At 57.8% G+C, this 19,003-nt stretch carries 17 protein-coding genes and 3 pseudogenes; 3 read left to right on the forward strand and 17 right to left on the reverse strand.

Translation table 11 applies throughout. The annotated features are described in order from the left end of the window. Nucleotides 1-25: 25 nt before the first annotated feature. The 9 genes and pseudogenes from ACSBPU_RS21675 to ACSBPU_RS21715 all read right to left on the reverse strand — a co-directional run. Nucleotides 26-1,216, reverse strand: coding sequence for an alpha-hydroxy acid oxidase (locus ACSBPU_RS21675; protein ID WP_442594128.1), 1,191 nt, complete (start codon nucleotides 1,214-1,216; stop codon nucleotides 26-28). A 78-nt stretch (nucleotides 1,217-1,294) separates the two neighbouring features. After that, a complete protein-coding gene (locus ACSBPU_RS21680; RefSeq protein WP_442594130.1) occupies nucleotides 1,295-2,299 on the reverse strand; it encodes a tripartite tricarboxylate transporter substrate binding protein in 1,005 nt (334 codons plus the stop codon). Between the two features lie 35 nt (nucleotides 2,300-2,334). Beyond that, nucleotides 2,335-3,366, reverse strand: coding sequence for a hydroxyacid dehydrogenase (locus tag ACSBPU_RS21685; RefSeq protein WP_442594132.1), 1,032 nt, complete (start codon nucleotides 3,364-3,366; stop codon nucleotides 2,335-2,337). Between the two features lie 101 nt (nucleotides 3,367-3,467). Beyond that, complete coding sequence (locus tag ACSBPU_RS21690; RefSeq protein WP_442594134.1) at nucleotides 3,468-4,355, reverse strand: LysR family transcriptional regulator; 888 nt, start codon at nucleotides 4,353-4,355, stop codon at nucleotides 3,468-3,470. A gap of 23 nt (nucleotides 4,356-4,378) precedes the next feature. Then, complete coding sequence (locus ACSBPU_RS21695; RefSeq protein WP_442594136.1) at nucleotides 4,379-4,768, reverse strand: hypothetical protein; 390 nt, start codon at nucleotides 4,766-4,768, stop codon at nucleotides 4,379-4,381. 4 nt (nucleotides 4,769-4,772) lie between these two features. Continuing rightward, nucleotides 4,773-5,750 carry a Bug family tripartite tricarboxylate transporter substrate binding protein gene (locus tag ACSBPU_RS21700; RefSeq protein WP_442594138.1) on the reverse strand — a complete coding sequence of 326 codons (978 nt, stop codon included), beginning with the start codon at nucleotides 5,748-5,750 and terminating at the stop codon, nucleotides 4,773-4,775. Nucleotides 5,751-5,826: 76 nt separating this feature from the next. Next, on the reverse strand, nucleotides 5,827-6,885 hold the full coding sequence (locus ACSBPU_RS21705; protein ID WP_442594140.1) for an RNA methyltransferase: 1,059 nt from the start codon (nucleotides 6,883-6,885) through the stop codon (nucleotides 5,827-5,829). Between the two features lie 65 nt (nucleotides 6,886-6,950). Next, the gene (locus tag ACSBPU_RS21710; protein ID WP_442594142.1) at nucleotides 6,951-7,202 is read right to left on the reverse strand and encodes a PaaI family thioesterase; all 252 of its coding nucleotides are present in this window, start codon (nucleotides 7,200-7,202) and stop codon (nucleotides 6,951-6,953) included. A 306-nt stretch (nucleotides 7,203-7,508) separates the two neighbouring features. Then, nucleotides 7,509-7,652 (reverse strand): annotated as a pseudogene (locus ACSBPU_RS21715) (IS5/IS1182 family transposase); the annotation flags it as partial. Between the two features lie 383 nt (nucleotides 7,653-8,035). Between ACSBPU_RS21715 and ACSBPU_RS21720 the strand changes: the two are divergent. Then, nucleotides 8,036-8,268 (forward strand): annotated as a pseudogene (locus ACSBPU_RS21720) (GMC oxidoreductase); the annotation flags it as partial. Nucleotides 8,269-8,287: 19 nt separating this feature from the next. Here ACSBPU_RS21720 and ACSBPU_RS21725 read toward each other — a convergent pair. The 6 genes from ACSBPU_RS21725 to ACSBPU_RS21750 all read right to left on the reverse strand — a co-directional run bounded on the left by ACSBPU_RS21725 (nucleotide 8,288) and on the right by ACSBPU_RS21750 (nucleotide 14,757). Then, complete coding sequence (locus ACSBPU_RS21725; protein ID WP_180068736.1) at nucleotides 8,288-9,655, reverse strand: four-carbon acid sugar kinase family protein; 1,368 nt, start codon at nucleotides 9,653-9,655, stop codon at nucleotides 8,288-8,290. A 6-nt stretch (nucleotides 9,656-9,661) separates the two neighbouring features. Continuing rightward, nucleotides 9,662-10,960 carry a TRAP transporter large permease gene (locus ACSBPU_RS21730; protein WP_442594144.1) on the reverse strand — a complete coding sequence of 433 codons (1,299 nt, stop codon included), beginning with the start codon at nucleotides 10,958-10,960 and terminating at the stop codon, nucleotides 9,662-9,664. After that, nucleotides 10,957-11,496, reverse strand: coding sequence for a TRAP transporter small permease (locus ACSBPU_RS21735; RefSeq protein WP_442594146.1), 540 nt, complete (start codon nucleotides 11,494-11,496; stop codon nucleotides 10,957-10,959). The genes ACSBPU_RS21730 and ACSBPU_RS21735 overlap by 4 nt, the downstream gene beginning before the upstream one ends. A 75-nt stretch (nucleotides 11,497-11,571) precedes the next feature. Beyond that, nucleotides 11,572-12,597, reverse strand: coding sequence for a TRAP transporter substrate-binding protein (locus ACSBPU_RS21740; RefSeq protein ID WP_442594148.1), 1,026 nt, complete (start codon nucleotides 12,595-12,597; stop codon nucleotides 11,572-11,574). Between the two features lie 34 nt (nucleotides 12,598-12,631). Then, nucleotides 12,632-13,396, reverse strand: a complete 765-nt coding sequence (locus ACSBPU_RS21745) for a phytanoyl-CoA dioxygenase family protein (RefSeq protein WP_442594150.1) — start codon at nucleotides 13,394-13,396, stop codon at nucleotides 12,632-12,634. Nucleotides 13,397-13,431: 35 nt separating this feature from the next. Next, on the reverse strand, nucleotides 13,432-14,757 hold the full coding sequence (locus ACSBPU_RS21750) for a ribulose-bisphosphate carboxylase large subunit family protein (protein WP_442594152.1): 1,326 nt from the start codon (nucleotides 14,755-14,757) through the stop codon (nucleotides 13,432-13,434). Nucleotides 14,758-14,953: 196 nt separating this feature from the next. Between ACSBPU_RS21750 and ACSBPU_RS21755 the strand changes: the two genes are divergently transcribed. Then, nucleotides 14,954-15,829, forward strand: a complete 876-nt coding sequence (locus ACSBPU_RS21755; RefSeq protein WP_442594154.1) for a LysR substrate-binding domain-containing protein — start codon at nucleotides 14,954-14,956, stop codon at nucleotides 15,827-15,829. 222 nt (nucleotides 15,830-16,051) lie between these two features. After that, nucleotides 16,052-16,405 (forward strand): transposase, encoded by a 354-nt coding sequence (locus ACSBPU_RS21760; protein WP_442594156.1) that lies wholly within the window; start codon nucleotides 16,052-16,054, stop codon nucleotides 16,403-16,405. On the opposite strand, the pseudogene tnpC reads toward ACSBPU_RS21760, so the two are convergent. Together tnpC and glmS are read right to left on the reverse strand one after the other, a co-directional pair. Further along, nucleotides 16,298-16,933: pseudogene (tnpC, locus tag ACSBPU_RS21765) on the reverse strand (IS66 family transposase); the annotation flags it as partial. The gene ACSBPU_RS21760 and the pseudogene tnpC overlap by 108 nt on opposite strands. A 164-nt stretch (nucleotides 16,934-17,097) precedes the next feature. Next, nucleotides 17,098-18,930, reverse strand: a complete 1,833-nt coding sequence (glmS, locus tag ACSBPU_RS21770; protein ID WP_442594158.1) for a glutamine--fructose-6-phosphate transaminase (isomerizing) — start codon at nucleotides 18,928-18,930, stop codon at nucleotides 17,098-17,100. Between the last annotated feature and the right edge of the window lie 73 nt (nucleotides 18,931-19,003).

The raw sequence follows: 19,003 nt of genomic DNA on the forward strand, positions 1-19,003 counted from the left end.
CTTCGATAGGTTCAGACTGCAAATCTTAGCGTGACACCCAACCAATGCCGGGCGTTATGGCCTGCACACACGCGGCGTCGAGCCCTTCTATATGCGTGATACCCAGCATAGCCAGATTTCGACGCAGCTCAACCGCCAACAGGTCTATGGCGCGCGCCACACCTGCCTCGCCGCCCACGGCGGCAGCGTAGGCAAAGGGGCGGCCCACAAAGACACAATGTGCACCCAGCGCCAAGGCCTTGACGACATCGGTGCCGCGTCTGACACCGCTGTCCATCATGACAGGTACGTTGGGGCACGCCTCTACAATGGACGGGAGCACCCTGAGCGGCGCGAGGGATCCATCAAGCTGGCGGCCGCCGTGATTCGACACAATGATGGCATCCGCGCCCGCGTCAACCGAGTAGCGCGCGTCAGAAGCCGACAAGACACCTTTAACAATCAGCCTGCCATGCCATAGCTCGCGAATCCGCTTGAAGTAATCCCAGTTGAGATGCGAACGATCAGAGAGGTCCCGCAGTACGTGGCGCGACAGGATAGGCGCACCACGGGTAGCGTAGTTATTCTCGAAATGAGGCATGCCCTTGGCCAGCAGCGTGCGAAGAAACGTACCCAGTGTCCACCGGGGATGCAAGATGCCGTCCAGCGCCAAGCCCACGGAGGGTCGTAGCGGGGTTGAAAAACCCGCGCGGATATTGTTCTCCCGGTTGGCGGCCACCGGCGTATCGACGGTGATCACCAGCTTCTGGAACCCCGCGCGCTGCACGCGCTCCATCAGGGCCTCGATCTGTTCCAAGGTACCTGGCAAATATGCTTGAAACCACACGTTTGGACCGATTCCCGACACCTCCTCCATGCGCGTCAGCGACGACCCGCTCATGATCATCGGGATGCCCGCATTGCACGCAGCCCGTGCGAGCGCGCAGTCTCCGTCATAAGCGGTCAGGGCGCTCAGCCCCATGGGGGCGATGCCAAATGGCATCTTGTAGGTGTCACCCCACAGATCGATCTCGGTATTCACGGACGACACATCGCGCATCACCCTCGGAACGAATCCGAACTCCTGGAACACCGCTCGATTTTGCGCCAGCGAGGCATTGGTTTCGACGCCCCCCGATACGTAGGCAAACAATGAGCGAGGCAGGTAGCCACGAGCGGCTCGCTCGAAGTCATCCAGGCACAGGAGGGAATTCAATTCTCTTTTGGAAAACAGCATCTTTAACGACTCAGCGTAACAACTTGAGGGGACGCAGCCTTGCCCTGCGTCCCATACCGGCTATGCAATGTTAAAACTTTATTCGGACCAAGGCGTCGCTTTCCAGACCTGCTGGAACATCGCCTCGTTCTGTTTGAGCTCTTGCGCATACTGGTCGGGCCCCAGATAACGCAGCGGCGCGAACATTTCTTTTGCTTTCTTCACGAACTCCGGATCATTGGCGGCCTTCTGCACGGCTTCAACCAGTTTCTTGCGGACGTCTTCGGGCAGGCCCTTGGGGGCGCCAATGCCACGTAGCGACGACATGATGATGTCATACCCCTGCTCTTTGAAGGTAGGCACGTCGGGAGCCACATCCGAGCGCTTTTCGCTCATCACACCAAGAGGCACCATAGGCGTGCCGCCGGCCATGTAGGCTTTTACTTCGCCGATGTTCATGGCTGCCAACTTAATTTCACCCCCTGCAATGGCCGTGCGTACCGGGCCCGCGCCCTTGTATGGGATATGCAGCATATCCACGCCCGCTGCCCGCTCGAAGGCCAGCATGGCCAAGTGGTCGTCGGAACCCTTGCCTGTCGTGCCGACCGATACGTCCCCAGGATGGCTCTTTGCATATTTCGCCAGGTCGGCAAGCGTCTTGATGTCGCTTTTCTCGCTGTTGACCGCAAAGCTGTCGGGGTCGTCGATCAGGTTGCCGATCAGGTCGAGGTCGGTCCAGTGGTATTGGGCCTTACGTTCGATGGGGATCGTCAGCAAGTTCGGCGTGTTGATGAAGCCGATTGTGTAGCCGTCGGGCTTGGCACGGGTCAGTTCCGAAAAGCCAATCTCGCCACCGGCGCCAGGGCGGTTCAACACTACGATACGGGCGTCGTTCCCAAGGTACTTACCAATGTACGGAGCCAGTGCCCGAGCAATCAGATCGGTGCCGCCGCCCGGCCCATAAGCCACAATCATGTTGATCGGATGATCGGGGTATGCCGCGTGTGCGGGCGACATGGCGGCACCGCACACTGCGAGCGCGACGGCGGCCATTGCGAGGCGTCGGCCACCGCCGATGCGAGGGAATTTTCCAGTTGATTTCATGTTGGTCTCCTTTGTATTTTTGAGAAACTGCTTATTCATCCACGAGGTGCAAGCCGGGAAGCAAGGTAGATGTCCGGATTGATCATCCGCGGCGGGGCATCCCCCCGACAGATTTGCAGAATTTGCTCTGCCGCAATGGCGGCAATGTTGCTGCGGCCTTCGTGCGTGACGCCTGCCGTGTGATAGCTTGGAACGACGTTATGCAAGGTCAGCAGCGGGTGATCCGGAGGGGGGGGCTCAACGGCCCAAACGTCCAGGCCGGCGCCACCTAGATGGCCCGCGAGAAGCGCGTCGTATAGATCGCCCTCGTTGTGTATACCGCCCCGCGCGGTGCTGACAAACCAGGCACCCTGTTTCATCTGCTGAAAGCGGTGCGCGTCAAACAGGTTCAGGGTTTCCGACGTTCGAGGGCAATGCAAAGAGACGATATCGCTGCGCGCCGTCAACTCGTCCAGGGATACGGCGCACGCCTGGCGCGCCGCGATGGTGTCGTCGTCAAGATAGGGATCATGGGCCAGCACCTCCATGCCGAAGGCATTGGCCAGTCTTGCCACGTATGTGCCTATGTGCCCTAGCCCGACCAAGCCCAGCGTTCTTCCCGCGATCTCGTGACCCATGAGATCTTCACGCGTAAAATTCTGACCGTGTTGAAGCAGGTGCCTGGATTCGGGCAACCTTCTGGCCAGTGCCAGGATCAAGGCCATGGCATGTTCTGCGACCGACCTTGCATTGCCGCCTGCCTGATTGACCACAACGATGCCGGCCCTTGAGCAGGCCTCCACGTCGACCGTGTCGTAACCCGCCCCGGACGTAGAAACACACTTCAGGTTCGGACACCTGGCGATCAGATCGGCTGTCACTTGAAGTTCTTGCGGGACCTCATCGCGTGCAGCGGACACATGATAGATATCGGCGGAAGCCAGCAATTCCCACGTGCGCGCATGATCGCCGCTACGCGCCAGCACGTCCAGTCTGATGCAGGGATTGCGCGCCAAGATCTCGTCAAAGCACGAAGCCGTCCAAACATCGAGTCGTACGACCCGTATCACATCAAGATCTTGCAACATAGCCGCCTGTGCTCTCCATACCTTTTCATGGGTGTTCAGGCAGGATTCTAGAGAGGCTTGCGACGGCAGGGACTTAAAAAAATTACGCTTGCACCGCAAATTTATTCTTGATGGGGAGCAGCGAAGATTTGCACGGCTTGCTCGACCAGTAACTGCGCCAGCGAGAGCCGGGGCCCGTGCATGTCCCATATCATGCCGATCCGGCGTATCGGCGTGCGCAGTGGCAGCGGCACCTTTATCAACTGATGCTCCCGGTAATCAATGGAGAAGGAATCGGGCACAATGGCAACGCCCATGCCGCGCTCCACCAACGACACAATCGTCAACAGGCTGTCGATTTCCAGCCGCTGCCGAGGAAAAAGATTGCTGTCCTTCAGGTAGCGATCCACCAGCTGTCCGCTGAACGCGTTTCGGTGGTAGCGAATAAAGGGCTCGTTCTTGATCAGGTCGTGCGCGTCCCGCCCCGCCATGCTGCGTGGTGCAATCACAATCAACGGCTCATTCTGCACGACCTGCCATCCACAGTTTTTATGCAACGCGAAGGGCGGCTCGATGACCAGGGCGATGTCCAGTTGGCCATTGTGGACACGACCGCATAATTCAGCCGACGGCCCGTACTCGATCAAGATAGGTTGCTCGGGATGGATGCGCGTGCAGAAATCTTCGAGCAGAACGGGCAAATGCGTCGTGAGCGCCGAATAAAACACCCCTAGGCGCAACTCGCCGCTAGACGCGCCACCGCCCGCCAGTGCCTGGAGGTCCCGGGCATCCTGCAATAGCGCCTGGGCGCGGTCGTAGATGCGCAAACCCGCCTCCGTTGGCTTGATTGCCTGCCCCGACCTCTGGATCAGGCTTGTGCCCAGTTCGGCCTCAAGAATACGTATCCGGGCGGCCACCGCCCCCGGTGTCATATTCAACCGCCGGCCCGCCTCGGCAATCGAGCTGTACTGGACGACCAGAACAAAGCTTTCAAGGTACTCGGTGTTCATGGGCTCACGATCTGCTCGCCACACTAAACAGGTGCGTCGAACAGCAAGCTACCGATAAGCCTGCGAACCCGGTGGTCCACAAAATATCCACCGCCCTCCAGGTAACGAAGAAAGTATCGGCCGCATACGGTGCACACCCAGACATCACTGCGGTTGCCGGGATAGTGACGCGGCGAAATTGGTGCATCGGGCGACCAGAACCGAGTGCCGTCGGGGTGGTATTCGTCGAATGTCGGTTCGTCGTAGACGGACTGGCGCAGCGTACCCACCTGCTTCAACTGCTCTTCAGGAAAATGCACGGGCTGGCTCTCCCACGCGGTCGATAGCGATTTGCAGCAGCCACAAGATTGCGTGACGGCGTCGGATTGAGCTGCCAGCCTGGCCAGGGAGTCGAAGTCGAAGCAGGTGGCCACGGTATCAGTCCACCCTGGCGCCGGATGCTTTGACGGCAGCCCCCCACCGATCGATGTCGGCGGTGATGAAGGCTTGATATTCCTGGGGCGTCATGACCATAGGTTCTACACCCAGGCCGGCAAGCCGCTCCTTCACTTCGGGCGACGCCAGGATAGCCTGCACTTCGGTATTCATGCGTTGGGTGATATCGGCGGGAAGGTTGGCGGGGCCCAGAAGACCATACCATGGTTGGGCGTCCACCCCTTTGATGCCCAGTTCGGCCAGGGTGGGGACGTCTGGCATGGTGGCCATTCGCTGCGCGCCGGTCACGGCCAGTACCTTGAGATTGCCCGCCTTGACTTGCTGCGAGATCGGCAAAGGATTTTCGAAGGCCAGTGGCACCTGTCCGCCGACCAGGTCATTGAGCAGAGGCCCCGAACCCTTATACGGAACGTGCTGAATCTGGGTGCCTGCGGCCACGTTGAACATTTCACCAATGATATGTTGAGGCGTACCCGAGCCGGCTGACCCGAATGACAGTTCATTGGCCTTGCCCTTGGCGATGATGTCCTGGATGGAGGTGAGCCCGGATTTCGGGTTGATCGCGACCACGAAGCTGGTGCGGGCCAGCGGCGAAACGGCGGTGAAATCGGTGGCGGGGTTGTAGTTCAACTTGCTATAGAGTGTGCCGGCAATCACGATAGGGCCGCTGGCGGCCAGCAGGAAGGTGTAGCCGTCCGGTTGAGCCTTGGCGACCTGGCTGGTGCCGATATTGCCTCCTGCACCTGCCTTGTTCTCGACAATGATGGTCTCGCCCAAGGCTTTGTTCAGGTGAGTGGCCAGCAGGCGTGCCAGAATATCAGTGGTGCCGCCAGGCGCGTAGGGGGACACAATGGTAATGGGTTTGCTCGGCCACTTGTCCTGCGCTTGGGCGGCGGGCAAGGCTGCCAAGGATGCAATGGCGAGTACAGACAACAGGCGAAAAGATCGAACGAGTTTCATGTGTTTCCTTTTAGTTATTGGTACAACGATGAACTTGATGGCTTGTTACGCGCCGTATTCTAAAACTGGTAGTAGGCTATTCCACTTGGTAAGACTTGGCAACAAGCTTGCGGCGCGGTTCGACACCCCGCACTATGCCAACGGCTCGAGCGCGCAACTGGCCACAGCCGCCGTCCACATCCTGCCCCGCGCTATTCCTCACCTTGGTCAGCACACCACGGCTTTGCAAAGAGCGGACGATCTCCCGGATACGCTCGGTGTCGGGGCGCTGGTAGTCATCCCCTTCGAGACTATTGAAGGGAATGACGTTGAGCACGCCGTACTTGCCCTTGAGCAACCTCACGACGGCATCGAGTTCATCGTCGCCGTCGTTCACGCCCTTGAGCAGCGTCCATTGGTACTGGATCGGATAATGGGTGTCGCGGGCATACCTCTCGCCAAGTTCAATGAGATCTTCCGGCGGAATCTTCGGCGCGCGCGGCAGCAAGTGTTCACGCAGTTCGGCTTTGGTCGTGTGCAGCGACAGCGCCAATGCGGGCTTGATACGTTGCTGCGGCAGGGCGTCGAACACGCGCTGGTCGCCCACGGTGGAGAACACGAGATTCTTGTGGCCGATATTGCCCTCGGTGCCGAGCAGGTCGATGGCCTCGAGCACGTTATCCAGGTTGTGGGCCGGCTCACCCATGCCCATGAAGACGACCTTCTTCACCGCGCGTCTACGCCGCGCCAGCACGACCTGGGCAAGGATTTCCATGCTCGTGACCTGGCGGATCAGGCCGCTCTTGCCGGTCATGCAGAAGCGGCAGCCGACCGCGCAGCCGATCTGAGTGGAGACGCAGAGTCCGTCGCGCGGCAACAGCACGCTTTCCACCATCTGCCCGTCAGCGAGTTCGACGAGCAGGCGCGAGCCGTCATTGCCGGCGTGTTCGGAGCGGACGCGGGCGAGGCCGTCCAGCTCTGCCGTCAAGGTGGGCACGGCGTTGCGTAGCGTGAGGGGCAGAAAGTCCTCGGCGCTCCGCCGTCGAGTGCCGAGGTCGAGCGCCTGTCCTCTTAGCCAGACGCGTACGACCCGGCCACGATGGACAGGCAGAGCGCCAAGAGCGGCGAGGCGTTGATTGAAGTCGGTGAAGCGCATGGAGGTGAATTTTACTCAACCCCCGGGAACCGACTGTCGGAGCGTAGATGGATCAACGCGTAAAACTAGACTTTGCCTTCCGACGCCGTCTTCAGCTGCATCCATGTGGACGTCGCGAAGGCAATGGTTACGCCGTCTTCGTCGGTCATGGTGGCCTTCAAGAACGAGATTGTGCGGCCGCGTCGCACGAATTCGCCGCAGCACTGGATTTTTCCGTGGCGAGCCGCTTCGACATACTGGGTTTTCATTTCAAGGGTGGTGCCCGGCCCTCTGCGCTTCCATTGCCTGCTTGAACGCCGACAATGCTGCCTGCTCATCCATGTATCTGCTCTCCTGAAGTGGCCGATGACAGAATCTTCAACACGCCTCGGGCGTGCAAATCGTGTAGTTGATCGTGCGTCAGCCCCATGCCATGGCCCAGAATTTCCGAGGTATGCTGCCCCAACAGCGGAGGTGCGGCGTGATCGCTTATTTGCCGGCCATCGAAACGAAACGGACTGATTATATTCTTCACCCGCCCGGCGGTCGGGTGAGGCATTTCAATGACCATGCCGCGTTCGCCCTTCAAGTGACAGCGGTCCATCCGGTGATCTGCCTTCAGGCGCTGCGGCACAGTCCTGCATGAGAATGGTGGCCTGCTCCAGTTGGGAACTCAGCGTGTGGCCATCATACGGATTGCGATAAAACGCCCGGGCCCCCACAATCAGGTTGCCTTTGAAGGTGCTGGCACTGCCCACCTTCACGCCAAACTCGTGAGGCCGGCGCGCATGAGCGAAGCGCCCGGCCTGGCGAATCCGATTCGTTGAAGGCGTGCTTCAGACACAGTAGCGAAATCATGATCCGCAGCGGCACACGCAGGCGACCGGCCTTGCTGGCCGAGACCTTGCGCTGAGGCTTCTCGCCAAAGAGATCCAGGTCCGGCATGGCCACACCGTCGTGCGCCTTGCGCACGAACCGGTGCGCGACCCCCGCCTCAATCTCCCGCCACGGCATGCGCGAGGCCAGCACCGCCAGCGGGTGGCGCAGGTCAATCATCTGGTCGATGCGGGCACGGAAAAAATCATCGGTGGCTGCACAGGCGAACATGACGGTAAAACTCCCAGAAAACAGCCTCTATTGGACAACAAACCGGGAGTTCCGCGTATCGGATCAAACCGTAGAAGAACTTGCCAAATTGGCCGGTGAGATTGCCACGACGATATTCCGCCCCACGGGCCCCGCGAGATGGGGCGGAAAGAAGACCCAATGGCTGTGGTCGACTCACATTTGCGCGTTCAGGGAATAGCCAAGCTGGGCGTTGTGGATGCTAGCATCAAGCCCACCATCGCGAGAGGTAATACCAAGAGGCCGACCCTATTGACCGCTGGAAAAGCGGCCCGCTGAATTCAGGACAGCGGGTGGTTCACTGCCATTGGGTGCCTTCGCGTGCGCGGCTAAAATAGTCATCCGACCCGTTCTGACCTGCTTTCATGAGTAGTTGGACTCCGTCGAATAGAGGATTATTGCAGTGCATTGTCATGAACGCCTCGGTACTGGCACGATTGATCGCATCGATAGTGAGTGCCTCAATGCCCAAGGCTCTTATCGTTTGGCTTGACGTATCGCCCCCCGCGAGCATTATGCGCGGCAAACGGTGTTTCTTCATGACTGAAGTGAGGACAGATCCATATATCCGCCCGATGACGGCCGAGGACTCTGATTGAATCGTTTCAAAAACGCCGCGGCCACTGGCGATGGCGGTGTCTTGCGGCCCCGCTGCTGCGTAAATCACGATGCTTTGTCCGTTACTGGTCGCCTGCACTATCTCCGTGGCGATCTTTTCGGTGATACTGTCTTCGCTTTCGTGTGTCAAAGCGTCAATGGGAAGCCGTATGGCCTTCCAACCGTTCTCTCGGGCGTGTGTAATCTGCATCGCGGTGCGGGGAGAGCAGCTGCCGGAAAGGACCACTAGGCTTTCTACAGGCTTTTGCGGAGCGTACGACGGCCTGGCCGGAGGTGGGCCGGAAGATGAAAGGTGGGTCGCGAGACCGGCGGCAAAGCCATGGGATCCTATAGTAAAGACTGTACGGCGGCGCGAAGCTTCCCAGACGCCGGCCGCCATAGCAACCAGATCCGCATGCTCCATGGCATCAAAAACGATGGCGGCCATGCCTTGTTGGTCAAGCATCGCACTTATTTCGCTTTCGGTTTTTGCGCGCAACGTTAGAACATCGCATAAGCCGAGCGGTAAGGAGGTCTGTAAAGCAAGGTGCCGACGCAGGTCTGCTTCGTTCATAGGCGTTGCGGGATGGCAAGACATACTGGGATGCCGATCAAGCCGGTATGTAGTGCCGTCATGAACCGCAAAGTGGGTACCGAACGCCGTATAGCGTCCAAATGTAGGATGTGCCGCAACAATAGGAATACTGGCCTTTCCGTACAACGATCGCGCTAGGTCAATCACTGTGCCAAAATTCCCACGCTTGGGCGAAGAGTCGAAAGTAGAACAAATTTTGTATTGAATCACCCGACAGCCGATGCGTTTAAACAATTCCAGCGCGGGCTGCATCTCCGTGATCATGCCGGAAGGCTCCAGCGAGCGACTAGTTCCGGCGACACCCAGTACATCGGCCTTTTCACCATACCGGTCGATCTGCGCGATCGTGGGGGTATTGACGAACAGTACGCCATTCAGCCCCAATCGGTGAAACTCCATCAGGTTAGCGCTGGCCCCGGTAAAATCGTCCGCGTAGAATCCCACCTGCGGCGTTTGCTTGGATAGTTCGTTCATTTTGGATCAGAGATACCGATACCACAGCGGCAAAGCAGGGATATAGGTGATGGTTGCCATCACGACCAGCACGACAGCCAAAAACCATGCCAGGTAGCGTAGCAACGAGGATAAGGGAACGTTGTTGGTCCGTGCGGCAACAAAAAGGTTGACGGCCATCGGCGGCGTCAGCAGTCCGATCTCGATATTGGTGACAAGAATGATGCCGAAGTGAACCGGGTCTATTCCGAACTTGGCCGCCGCGGGCGCAAGTAATGGGCCCATCAACAGCGTAGCGGCGTTAGTTTCCATGATCATGCCAATCAGGAGAAGCGCCACATTTACCACTAGAAGAAAAACAATAACGCTATCGGTGTAGCCAGTTGCAAACGTAGCGATCGACTGCGGTACCTGCTGAAACAGCAGCGCGCGATTAAAGACGCTCGTCAGGCCGATAATGACCAGAATAGCCGCAGATGTCATCGCCGCCCTGTGAAATATGCCCTTCAGATCCCCAAACTTGGCGGTGCGCCCAAGAAGAATCACAAGCAAAGCATAAACCGCGGCGATCGCTGCTGCTTCGGTGGGTGTAAACACGCCGGAGTAGATTCCACCGAGCACGACTATGGGAAGAAATAGCGCGGGTAGGGATTTGACGACGACTGACCAGGTGTTGTCCTCAAACTTCGCAAAAGCTTCAGTCCCCGCGCTCATGCTTTGGCTCACAGTCTCCCGTCCTGATACCAAGATGCGTTTGGCCATAAGGCCGTGCACTGCCATCATGGCAAGCACCATTATCAAGCCTGGCACTATGGCCGCCAGAAACAGCTGCGTAATCGATACGCCGACAATAGAGCCATACAGAATCAAAGGTATGGAAGGCGGAATCAATACGCCTAGAAGTCCGGAGGAGGCGTTAAGCGCAGCCGTGTAACCCGGAGCATAGCCCCGGCGCGTCATCTCCGGTCCAATCGTGCCGCCGATAGCGGCTACGGTTGCTACCGACGAGCCGGTGATCGCGCCCATCAATGCGCTCGCCGCGATCATGACATGACCCGTTGGCGCCTTGGCCCATCCTAGCAGCCGGTCGCATACATCGGTCAGTTGCTTGATGAGGCCTCCGCGATTCATGATTTCCCCGCCCAGGATGAAAAGCGGAATCGCCAATAACGGAAAGGAGGAGACCGCATCGAAGGTCGTAGAGGGAAGCATCGACCAGTCAATACTCCAGGCCTCCGCGTTAACGATGACGATCAGGGGGAATGCTATGCCGATCGGTATCCCGATCAAGAGGATGGCAGTCAGAATGAAGATTCCCGAAATCATGCTATCTCCTCGGCCGGGGGCGCCAAGTCCTTTACTGTGCGCCATAGCTCAAGCACGGAATGGAGCAGTACCAAGGCCATGCCCGCGGGCAAGAACGATAAAGGGAAAGCCAACGGTGTTCCCATATCCATCATCTTTTCGCCAGACTCCAGAACCCCATACATGAATATCCAACCGGAGTACAAATAGATCGTGGCGAAAATGACCGAGGCGACTGCGGTGACAAAGCGGGCAACGCGCTGCACGCGGTGGCTTCTTACCGATTTGATCGCATCGACAGCGATGTGGGTACCCGTGTAGGAACACATAGCCATGCCGATAAAGGTCAGCGGGGCAATGGCGACAATGCCCCATTCGCTTAGATTGGGCAGTGGCAGATTGAAGTATCGAACAAGAACGTTGGTTGCAATGGCAAAAAGCATTACCGCTAGAGCCGTAATGCAGATCGCCTTTTCAACTCGGTAGACCTGCTGTTCGAACTTGAAAAGCCATGCGCTGATGCAAAAAGGGGCGGGCATTGCGCTCGAAGCTTCCATGTTTTTTTATCCTCCGGATAGCAAAATCCCTTGCCGCAGTACCTGGGGTGTGGGATCCGCTGACACCAGTGAGGGTCAGTCGGCCTGAGCCCGACTTACCTCATCGCGAAGCGCTTTGATGCGATCCGCACCATAAACTGGGGTCAATTTGTCCCAAACCGTTTGACCGATTTTTGCGAAGTCGGCATAGGCCTGCGCACTCGGCCGCGTTACCTTAATCCCCGCCTCTTGCAGCTTTATCAGGAATTCATCGTTGCGCGCACGGTTCTTCTCGATCTGGCGTTTACCGACCTCTTGCGCGGTCTGCGTCATTATCTTCTTGTCTTCTTCGGACAATTTCGACCATAGCTTGTCGCTTGCATTGAAGGTACCAAAGGCGTACACATGATTCAACAACGTCATGTATTTCTGGGGCTCGAACAGGCGGGACTCGTAGGTGAGACTCGCGCCGTTGTCCTGACCGTCCACGGTTCCCTGCTGTAGCGCTGTGAATAGTTCCGGGAACGGCATAATCACTGGCTGTGCCCCTGTCGCCTCAAAAAAACCCTTAATCGCGGCCGAACCGGGCACGCGCAACTTCAAGCCGTTCAGGTCCTCCGGTTTTTCAACCGGGCGCTTCGAATTGGTGACCGCGCGAAATTCCAGTTCATAAAAACCGAGTGTGTGAATACGATGCCTTGCGAGGGCTTCGATAACCGTTTTCTGGAGAGTGCCGTTTGGATTGTAGAAAATCGCGTCCACCTGCTCGTTTGTAGTAGCAATGAACGGCAGGTAATGAATATCCAGTAATGGATCGAGACCGGATAGCGAACCGGGAGTCAGGAGCGATAAGTCCAGTGCTCCCCTGGACAAATCGCGGGCGTTCGCTTCAACGCTGCCCAGCTGACTGTCAGGGAATAGCGTGATGGCGATTCGCCCCTGAGTGCGTTCTTTGACCAACCTGGCGAATTCCTGGCCAGCTTTATCTACTGGACTGTTCGTTGCGGCGTAGTGCGCCATGCGAAGTTTGAGCTGTTCGGCGAAACTTGTGGGGGCAAGCAACAGCAAAGCGCATGTTGCCAGGGTGGTTGCCATTTTCTGCTTGGTAAATCGCAATCTCATGTTGTCTCCTCTTTTTAGAATGGTCTGGGCACGATCAGGCTAGTGTGAGCAAAAATGATCGCTCAGCGGGCTCTACCGGATCGAAGGTTCGGTGTGCGATGAAGGGAGGGCGCGTCGGATTGCGCAGCCGATTCGAGACGGCGTTGTAGGTTACATAAAGGATCCGGCGAGACAGCGGAGTGATATTGCCGCCGGACCCATGGACCGAGTTGGCATGGAACATTAGCACATCGCCCGCCTGTCCCGTTGCAATCGCGACATCGCTCGCCTTGGTGATGAGCCGAGCGATGTCTTCGCGCTTCATCCATCGCCGACCGTCGATATCAGGCGCGTCGATCATGCCTCGTTGGTGGCTGCCTGGCACGAACATGAGCGCTCCATTCATTGCAGTGACTTCGTCCAACATAATGGCGATGTTCATGGCCTGTGGTTCCAGCATGCCATCATCAAGGTGCCAGGTCGCGAAGTCTTGGTGCCAGGGAAACGGATCGCCATCAAAGGCGACCTTGGGGTTTACCTTGAATTGATGGATATACAGCGTGTCACCGATAATCTGTTCCACGGGATCAACTAAGCGGCTGTCGCGTGTGAGTGAACGGAACAGGGGACTATACTCGTGACAACCGAATGCGGTCCGCGGAGCGCCATTCTTCTCGCGCCAGATTTCAGGGCGATGGTGCTCAAATATTGTGGTCGACTCACTTCGCAGAGCTTCCACTTCCTCTTGCGTGAAAACGTCGCGCAGCACTAAAAAGCCGTTTTCGGCGTACTCTTTCAATTGGGATGCACTGAGCTTCACTTCATGTTCCTCCGTATAACAAGGTAGCGCAGATTCTACGTGCGCGACTTTCCAAATTTTTCAATTGCCAAACGCAGTTCGGGCCGGCCTTCCGCATACTCGGCCAAGGTGATATTGGCCATGGCGGCTTCCCAGCCCTGCTGCATGCTTCGGACGCCTTCTGATATTCCTCCGGGATGGGCGATAATCCCGCCACCGGCCAGATGCAGTATGTCGATAGTCTTCGTTGCCGCGTAGATACCCTCAGCTGATCCGGCCCACTGGGCAGACGAAATGGCAGGCATTACTCGATAGTCTCCATACATAGGCGCCAGGCAATCCAGAATGGACTGGCGCACCTCTGCGTTGCTCTGATAGAACTTGCTGTCGAGTCCACCAACATGCAGATGATCTACTCCTGCCAGCCGGCAGAGCTTCTGATATGCTGTGAAGCCGATGCCGAGCATCGGATGGCGAGCCAGTGCACCGTACATGGCGCGATGACCGTGGATCGGAAGCTCGGAATGTTGGCGAAGGTACGACAGGCCTGCGAAACCGATGCTGTTTATAGCGACCATGACGCAAGAGCCGCCGGCCTCATTTACCAGGTCGTGCCCGCGGCGCAGTTCGTCGACGTCTCCCGTGATGTTGAAGGCATACATCATTTTCTTACCGGTCTTGTCGGCAACGCGGTTGATCTCGTCCATGACAGCGGCTACCCGTTCGGCGAGAGGCGCGTAGGGCGCGTTGCCATTGAGTTCGTCGTCTTTGGCGAAGTCCAGTCCAGCCATCGCAAGCTCGCGCACGAGCGGGCGCGTTTCATCGGGGGTCAGACCAATGCTAGGCTTGATGATGGTTCCGATCAAGGAACGTCCATGGACATTCGTCAATTTGCGGGTACCTTCGATGCCGAAGGCAGGGCCCGGGTAACGCTGGGAAAATGCAACCGGCAATTCCAGATCCACCAGCCTGATACCGGAAAGTTGCTGGATTTCATACAGGTTCCCTGCAACTGTCGTCAGGAGATTCGGGATAGACGGGCCGATGTTGTGGTACGGAAACGAAACCACGATTTTGCCGCGCTGGTACCGTGAAGCGTTAGGCGACTGCGGTGCGGTGGACCCTTCCAGGGACGGCGAAGCAACGGTTTCCAAGGGCGTGACGCTCAACACCTTCGCGCTATGGCGCTCCTTCAGTTGGGCCGTCTCATTTGGAACGGCTACGAAGGTGCCGCAAGATTGTTCTCCTGCAATAACTTCTGCAGCATAGTCCAGGGGAAAGGCCGTTTCAATGACGTAGGTAGCGACGACATGTTCTTGCTTTGCTCGAGGCGCAGATTCGATAGTGCTGGGTTCTGACGTTGGAGTTTCGACGAGGAACATGTTATTGATCATTTTTCGTGAGGGATAGAGCATTCTAAGAGGGTGATATCGTCTGGCTCAATCCATTTTTTGTCACGCACAGCATGAGAAAAAGTCAAAGCATGCGTCGGCTAGGCCGTCCGTGAGTTAATTCAACTTTGAAAGCAGCTGTGTGAACTCATCGAGTCGATTACCTGTGCTACAGGGGAGATAAGGAATGAAATCAGTTCGACCGTCATTGAACGCGCTGAGGGCGTTTGAGGCATCCGCTCGGCTTGGGAGCATAAGCCTTGCGGCGGCGGAGCTTGGCGTGACGCCTGGTGCCGTCAGCCGGCATATTCAAACCTTGGAAGGCATCTTCGGTGTACCCCTACTAAGGCGTTTGCCTCAATCGGTGGTGCCCACCGACGAGGGTGGCCGCATGGCGGCGAAGTTGGGGGAAGGGTTTAGCATCATTGACGCCAGCGTAGCCCAATTTCAACCGGGGCCCCTCACCCTGTCGTGCTCGGCGACAATTATGATGCACTGGCTGATCCCGCAGCTTGCTGCGTTCAAGCGCACGCATCCTGAAACGGAGCTGCGGCTCAATGTGAACTATTCCGACATGGATCTTGTGCGTGAAGAGGTAAGTCTGGCAATCCGTAACGACATGGTCCCGCCGCCATCAAACGTAATCGTCAAGCATCTTATGGTAGAAGAAGTAGGAGTAGTGTGTTCGCCCGAGTATATGCAAAAAGCCGCCCTTGGCGCGCATCTGGAGGACCTAAAGAACGCCCACATCTTGGCGCCCAAGACCCGCCCGTCCGCCTGGCAGGATTGGCTGGAAGTCATGGAGCGGCCCGACATCCAGCTCGAACCTCATGATATTTACGAACATTTTTATCTAATGATTCAGGCTGCCTCGTGCGGGCTCGGCGTTGCCATTTCACCTCGAATGATCGTGGAAAACGAAATTAGGTCGGGGAGGCTAGTCGCCCCTTACGGGTTTATCGACGGCAAGTTCAATATCGTCATGTGGATTGCGCCTCATCTTCGAAGCTCCAAAGAGCTTCAGGACCTTGTAACTTGGATAAGCAGTTGCGCAGCCCGCTGACTTTAGTCGCGCTTGAGGAGAAAACAATTACCGTTATTGTCAAGCGTGTGAACGGCTTCGTGCATAGGGACAAAGCGCTGCGTGAACGCCAAGAATCCGTACGGCCCAATCGGACAGATACATGCGGGTGCGGGCTGGGAGTAAGCGTTCTGCGAACTCCATCTTGAATCGCGCCCGACCCTGTTAGAGCATACATATCCATCATTTTTATCGTGGACACGTATGCACCAAGCATCCCACGGGCGTCGCCACCGACGTCAACATTCCCCGCAATACAAGGCCGAACTGGTTCAACTTTGCTTGACCGGTGGCGCCTCCCTGGCCTCCATCGCGATCGATCACGGTTTAAATCCGAACCTATTGCGCCGCTGGGTCCAGGGTAAGCGTTTGGGGAACTACATCCCCCCACCCACTTCAGAGGCAATTTTTTTGAGGAGGGGGCTCGGTTTCGGCGGTCACCGAACCCGTCCAGTTGTGCGGCAAGAACTCATCGATCCGGTTATCCGGATGTGTCGGCAAGCGCTCCAGGACGTCGCGCAGATAGGCGTATGGATTCAGGCCATTGAGCTTGGCTGACTGAATCAGGCTCATGAGCGCAGCCGCACGTTTGCCCGCGCGCAAGGAACCGGCGAACAGCCAGTTGGCCCTGCCGATTGCCACCGGCCTGATTTGCATTTCGATATGATTGTTGTCGATCGGGACCTGCCCGTCATCCAGGTAGCGCGTAAGCGCCGCCCAGCGTTTCAGGCTGTAGTCCAGCGCCCTGGCAGTACCTGAGCCGTCCAGCACGCGTTGGCGCTGGGCCAGCATCCATTCATGCAGCTTGTCGGCCAAGGGCTTGGCCTTCTCTTGACGCAGGGCCAACCGTCGCTCAGGGCTAAGTGCCAGCGCTTCTCGTTCGATCTCGTAGAGCTCGCCAATGAGCTCTACGGCTCGCTGCGCCGTTGGGCTTTTACTGGACTTGTATAGGTCGAAGTACTTTCGTCGGGCGTGAGCCATACATCCGATTTCCGTCACGCCCTGCCGGAATGAAGCGCGGTACCCGGCGTAGTCGTCCACTACGAGTTTACCCTTCAAGTCTCCGAGGGACTGCCGGGCAAACTCGTAGTGGATGACTGGCCGCATTCAACGTTCTCTGAATGTTTCTCTGAAGGTAGCCGAAGTTCACAATAAATGCCCGCCCAAACAGCGGAATTAGACGTCGACAGACTTTATTTCGCACCGACAGCCTTTATTCCCGCTCTTCACCGGCAACCCAGCTCACCCCATCACTCCACCGTCACACTCTTAGCCAGATTCCTGGGCTTGTCCACGTCCGTACCCCGTGCGCACGCCGTGTGATAGGCCAGCAACTGCAAGGGAATCGTATGCAGGATAGGCGACAGCTTCCCGTAGTTCTCGGGCATGCGGATCACGTGTATGCCTTCGCTGTTCACGATCTTGGTGTCGGCGTCGGCAAACACATACAACTCGCCACCGCGCGCGTGGACTTCCTGCATGTTGGACTTGAGCTTCTCCAGCAGTTCGTCGCGCGGCGCGATGGTCACGACGGGCATCGCGTCGGTGACCAGCGCCAAAGGGCCGTGCTTCAGTTCGCCTGCGGGGTAGGCTTCGGCGTGGATGTAGCTGATTTCCTTGAGCTTCAAGGCGCCTTCCAGGGCGATGGGGTAATGCATGCCGCGCCCCAGGAAGAGCGCGTTTTCCTTGCTGGCGAAGCGGTCGGCCCAGGCCATGATTTGCGGTTCGAGCGCAAGCACCGCGCCTATGGCCACCGGCAGATGCCGCAGTGACTTGAGCATTTCGTCTTCGCGTTCGTCGCTGAGCACGCCTTTGGTTTGCGCCAGCGCGAGGGTCAGCAGGCACAAGGCAGTAAGCTGGGTGGTGAAGGCCTTGGTAGAAGCCACGCCTATTTCGACACCGGCGCGGGTGATGTAGCTGAGCTTGCATTCGCGCACCATGGCGCTGGTTGCCACATTGCAGATGGTCAGGGTGTGCGGCATGCCCAGGCTGCGGGCGTGCTTCAGCGCAGCCAGCGTGTCGGCGGTTTCGCCGGACTGCGAGATCGTGACCACCAGGGTGCGTGGATTGGGCACGGTGTCGCGATAGCGGTATTCGCTGGCGATTTCGACGTTCACCGGCACCTTGGCCAAAGACTCTATCCAGTAGCGAGCGGTCAGGCCGGCGTAGTAGCTGGTGCCGCAAGCCAGGATCAGCACATTGTCGATTTCTTTGAAGACTTGATAGGCGCCGTCGCCGAAGAGCTCGGGTGTGATGCTTTCGATATCTTGCAAGGTGTCGGCGACAGCGCGCGGCTGCTCGAAGATTTCCTTCTGCATATAGTGCCGATATGGGCCGAGCTCCGCGGCGCCCGTGTGCACGTGCACTGTATGGACTGGGCGTTCCACCGGGCGTCCGGCCTGGTCCACTACCCAGACGCGCGCCAGCTGCAGGTCGACGACGTCGCCGTCTTCGAGGTAGATGATCTGGTCGGTGGTGCCGGCCAGCGCCAATGCGTCGGAGGCCAGGAAGTTTTCGTTCTCGCCTCGGCCGATGACCAGCGGCGAGCCTTGGCGCGCGCCCACTACCCGGTGCGGCTCGTCGCGGCAGAACACGGCGATGGCGTACGCGCCTTCCAGGCGCCGCGTTGCCTGCTGGACCGCTTCAAAGAGATCGCCGTTGTACAGGTGGTCGACCAAGTGGGCGATGACCTCGGTGTCGGTCTGGCTTTCGAACACGTAGCCAGCCGCCTGGAGTTCGGCGCGCAATTCGTCATGGTTCTCGATGATGCCGTTATGCACCAGGGCAATGCGTGCCGAGCCTTTGCCATGCCCGGAAAAATGCGGATGGGCGTTATGCGTGGCCGGCGCGCCGTGCGTTGCCCAGCGTGTATGCGCAATGCCAGTGAAGCCTTCAATGCTTTCCTTGGAAACCTGCTCTTGCAGTTGGGCCACGCGTTCCGTGCTGCGCGCGCGCTTGAGTTCGCCGTCGGCGTGCACCGCCACGCCGCAAGAATCATAGCCGCGGTATTCCAGGCGCTTAAGGCCTTCAAGAAGAATGGGGGTGATATCGCGCTGCGCTACCGCGCCAACAATGCCGCACATAGATGACTCCGATGAAGATATATATGGCAGCTATTGTGCGCAATAAATGAAGAAATTAGATTTCTATATTCTT

It is taken from the genome of Parapusillimonas sp. JC17 (assembly GCF_052180245.1).
In the GTDB taxonomy this organism is placed as follows: domain Bacteria; phylum Pseudomonadota; class Gammaproteobacteria; order Burkholderiales; family Burkholderiaceae_B; genus Parapusillimonas.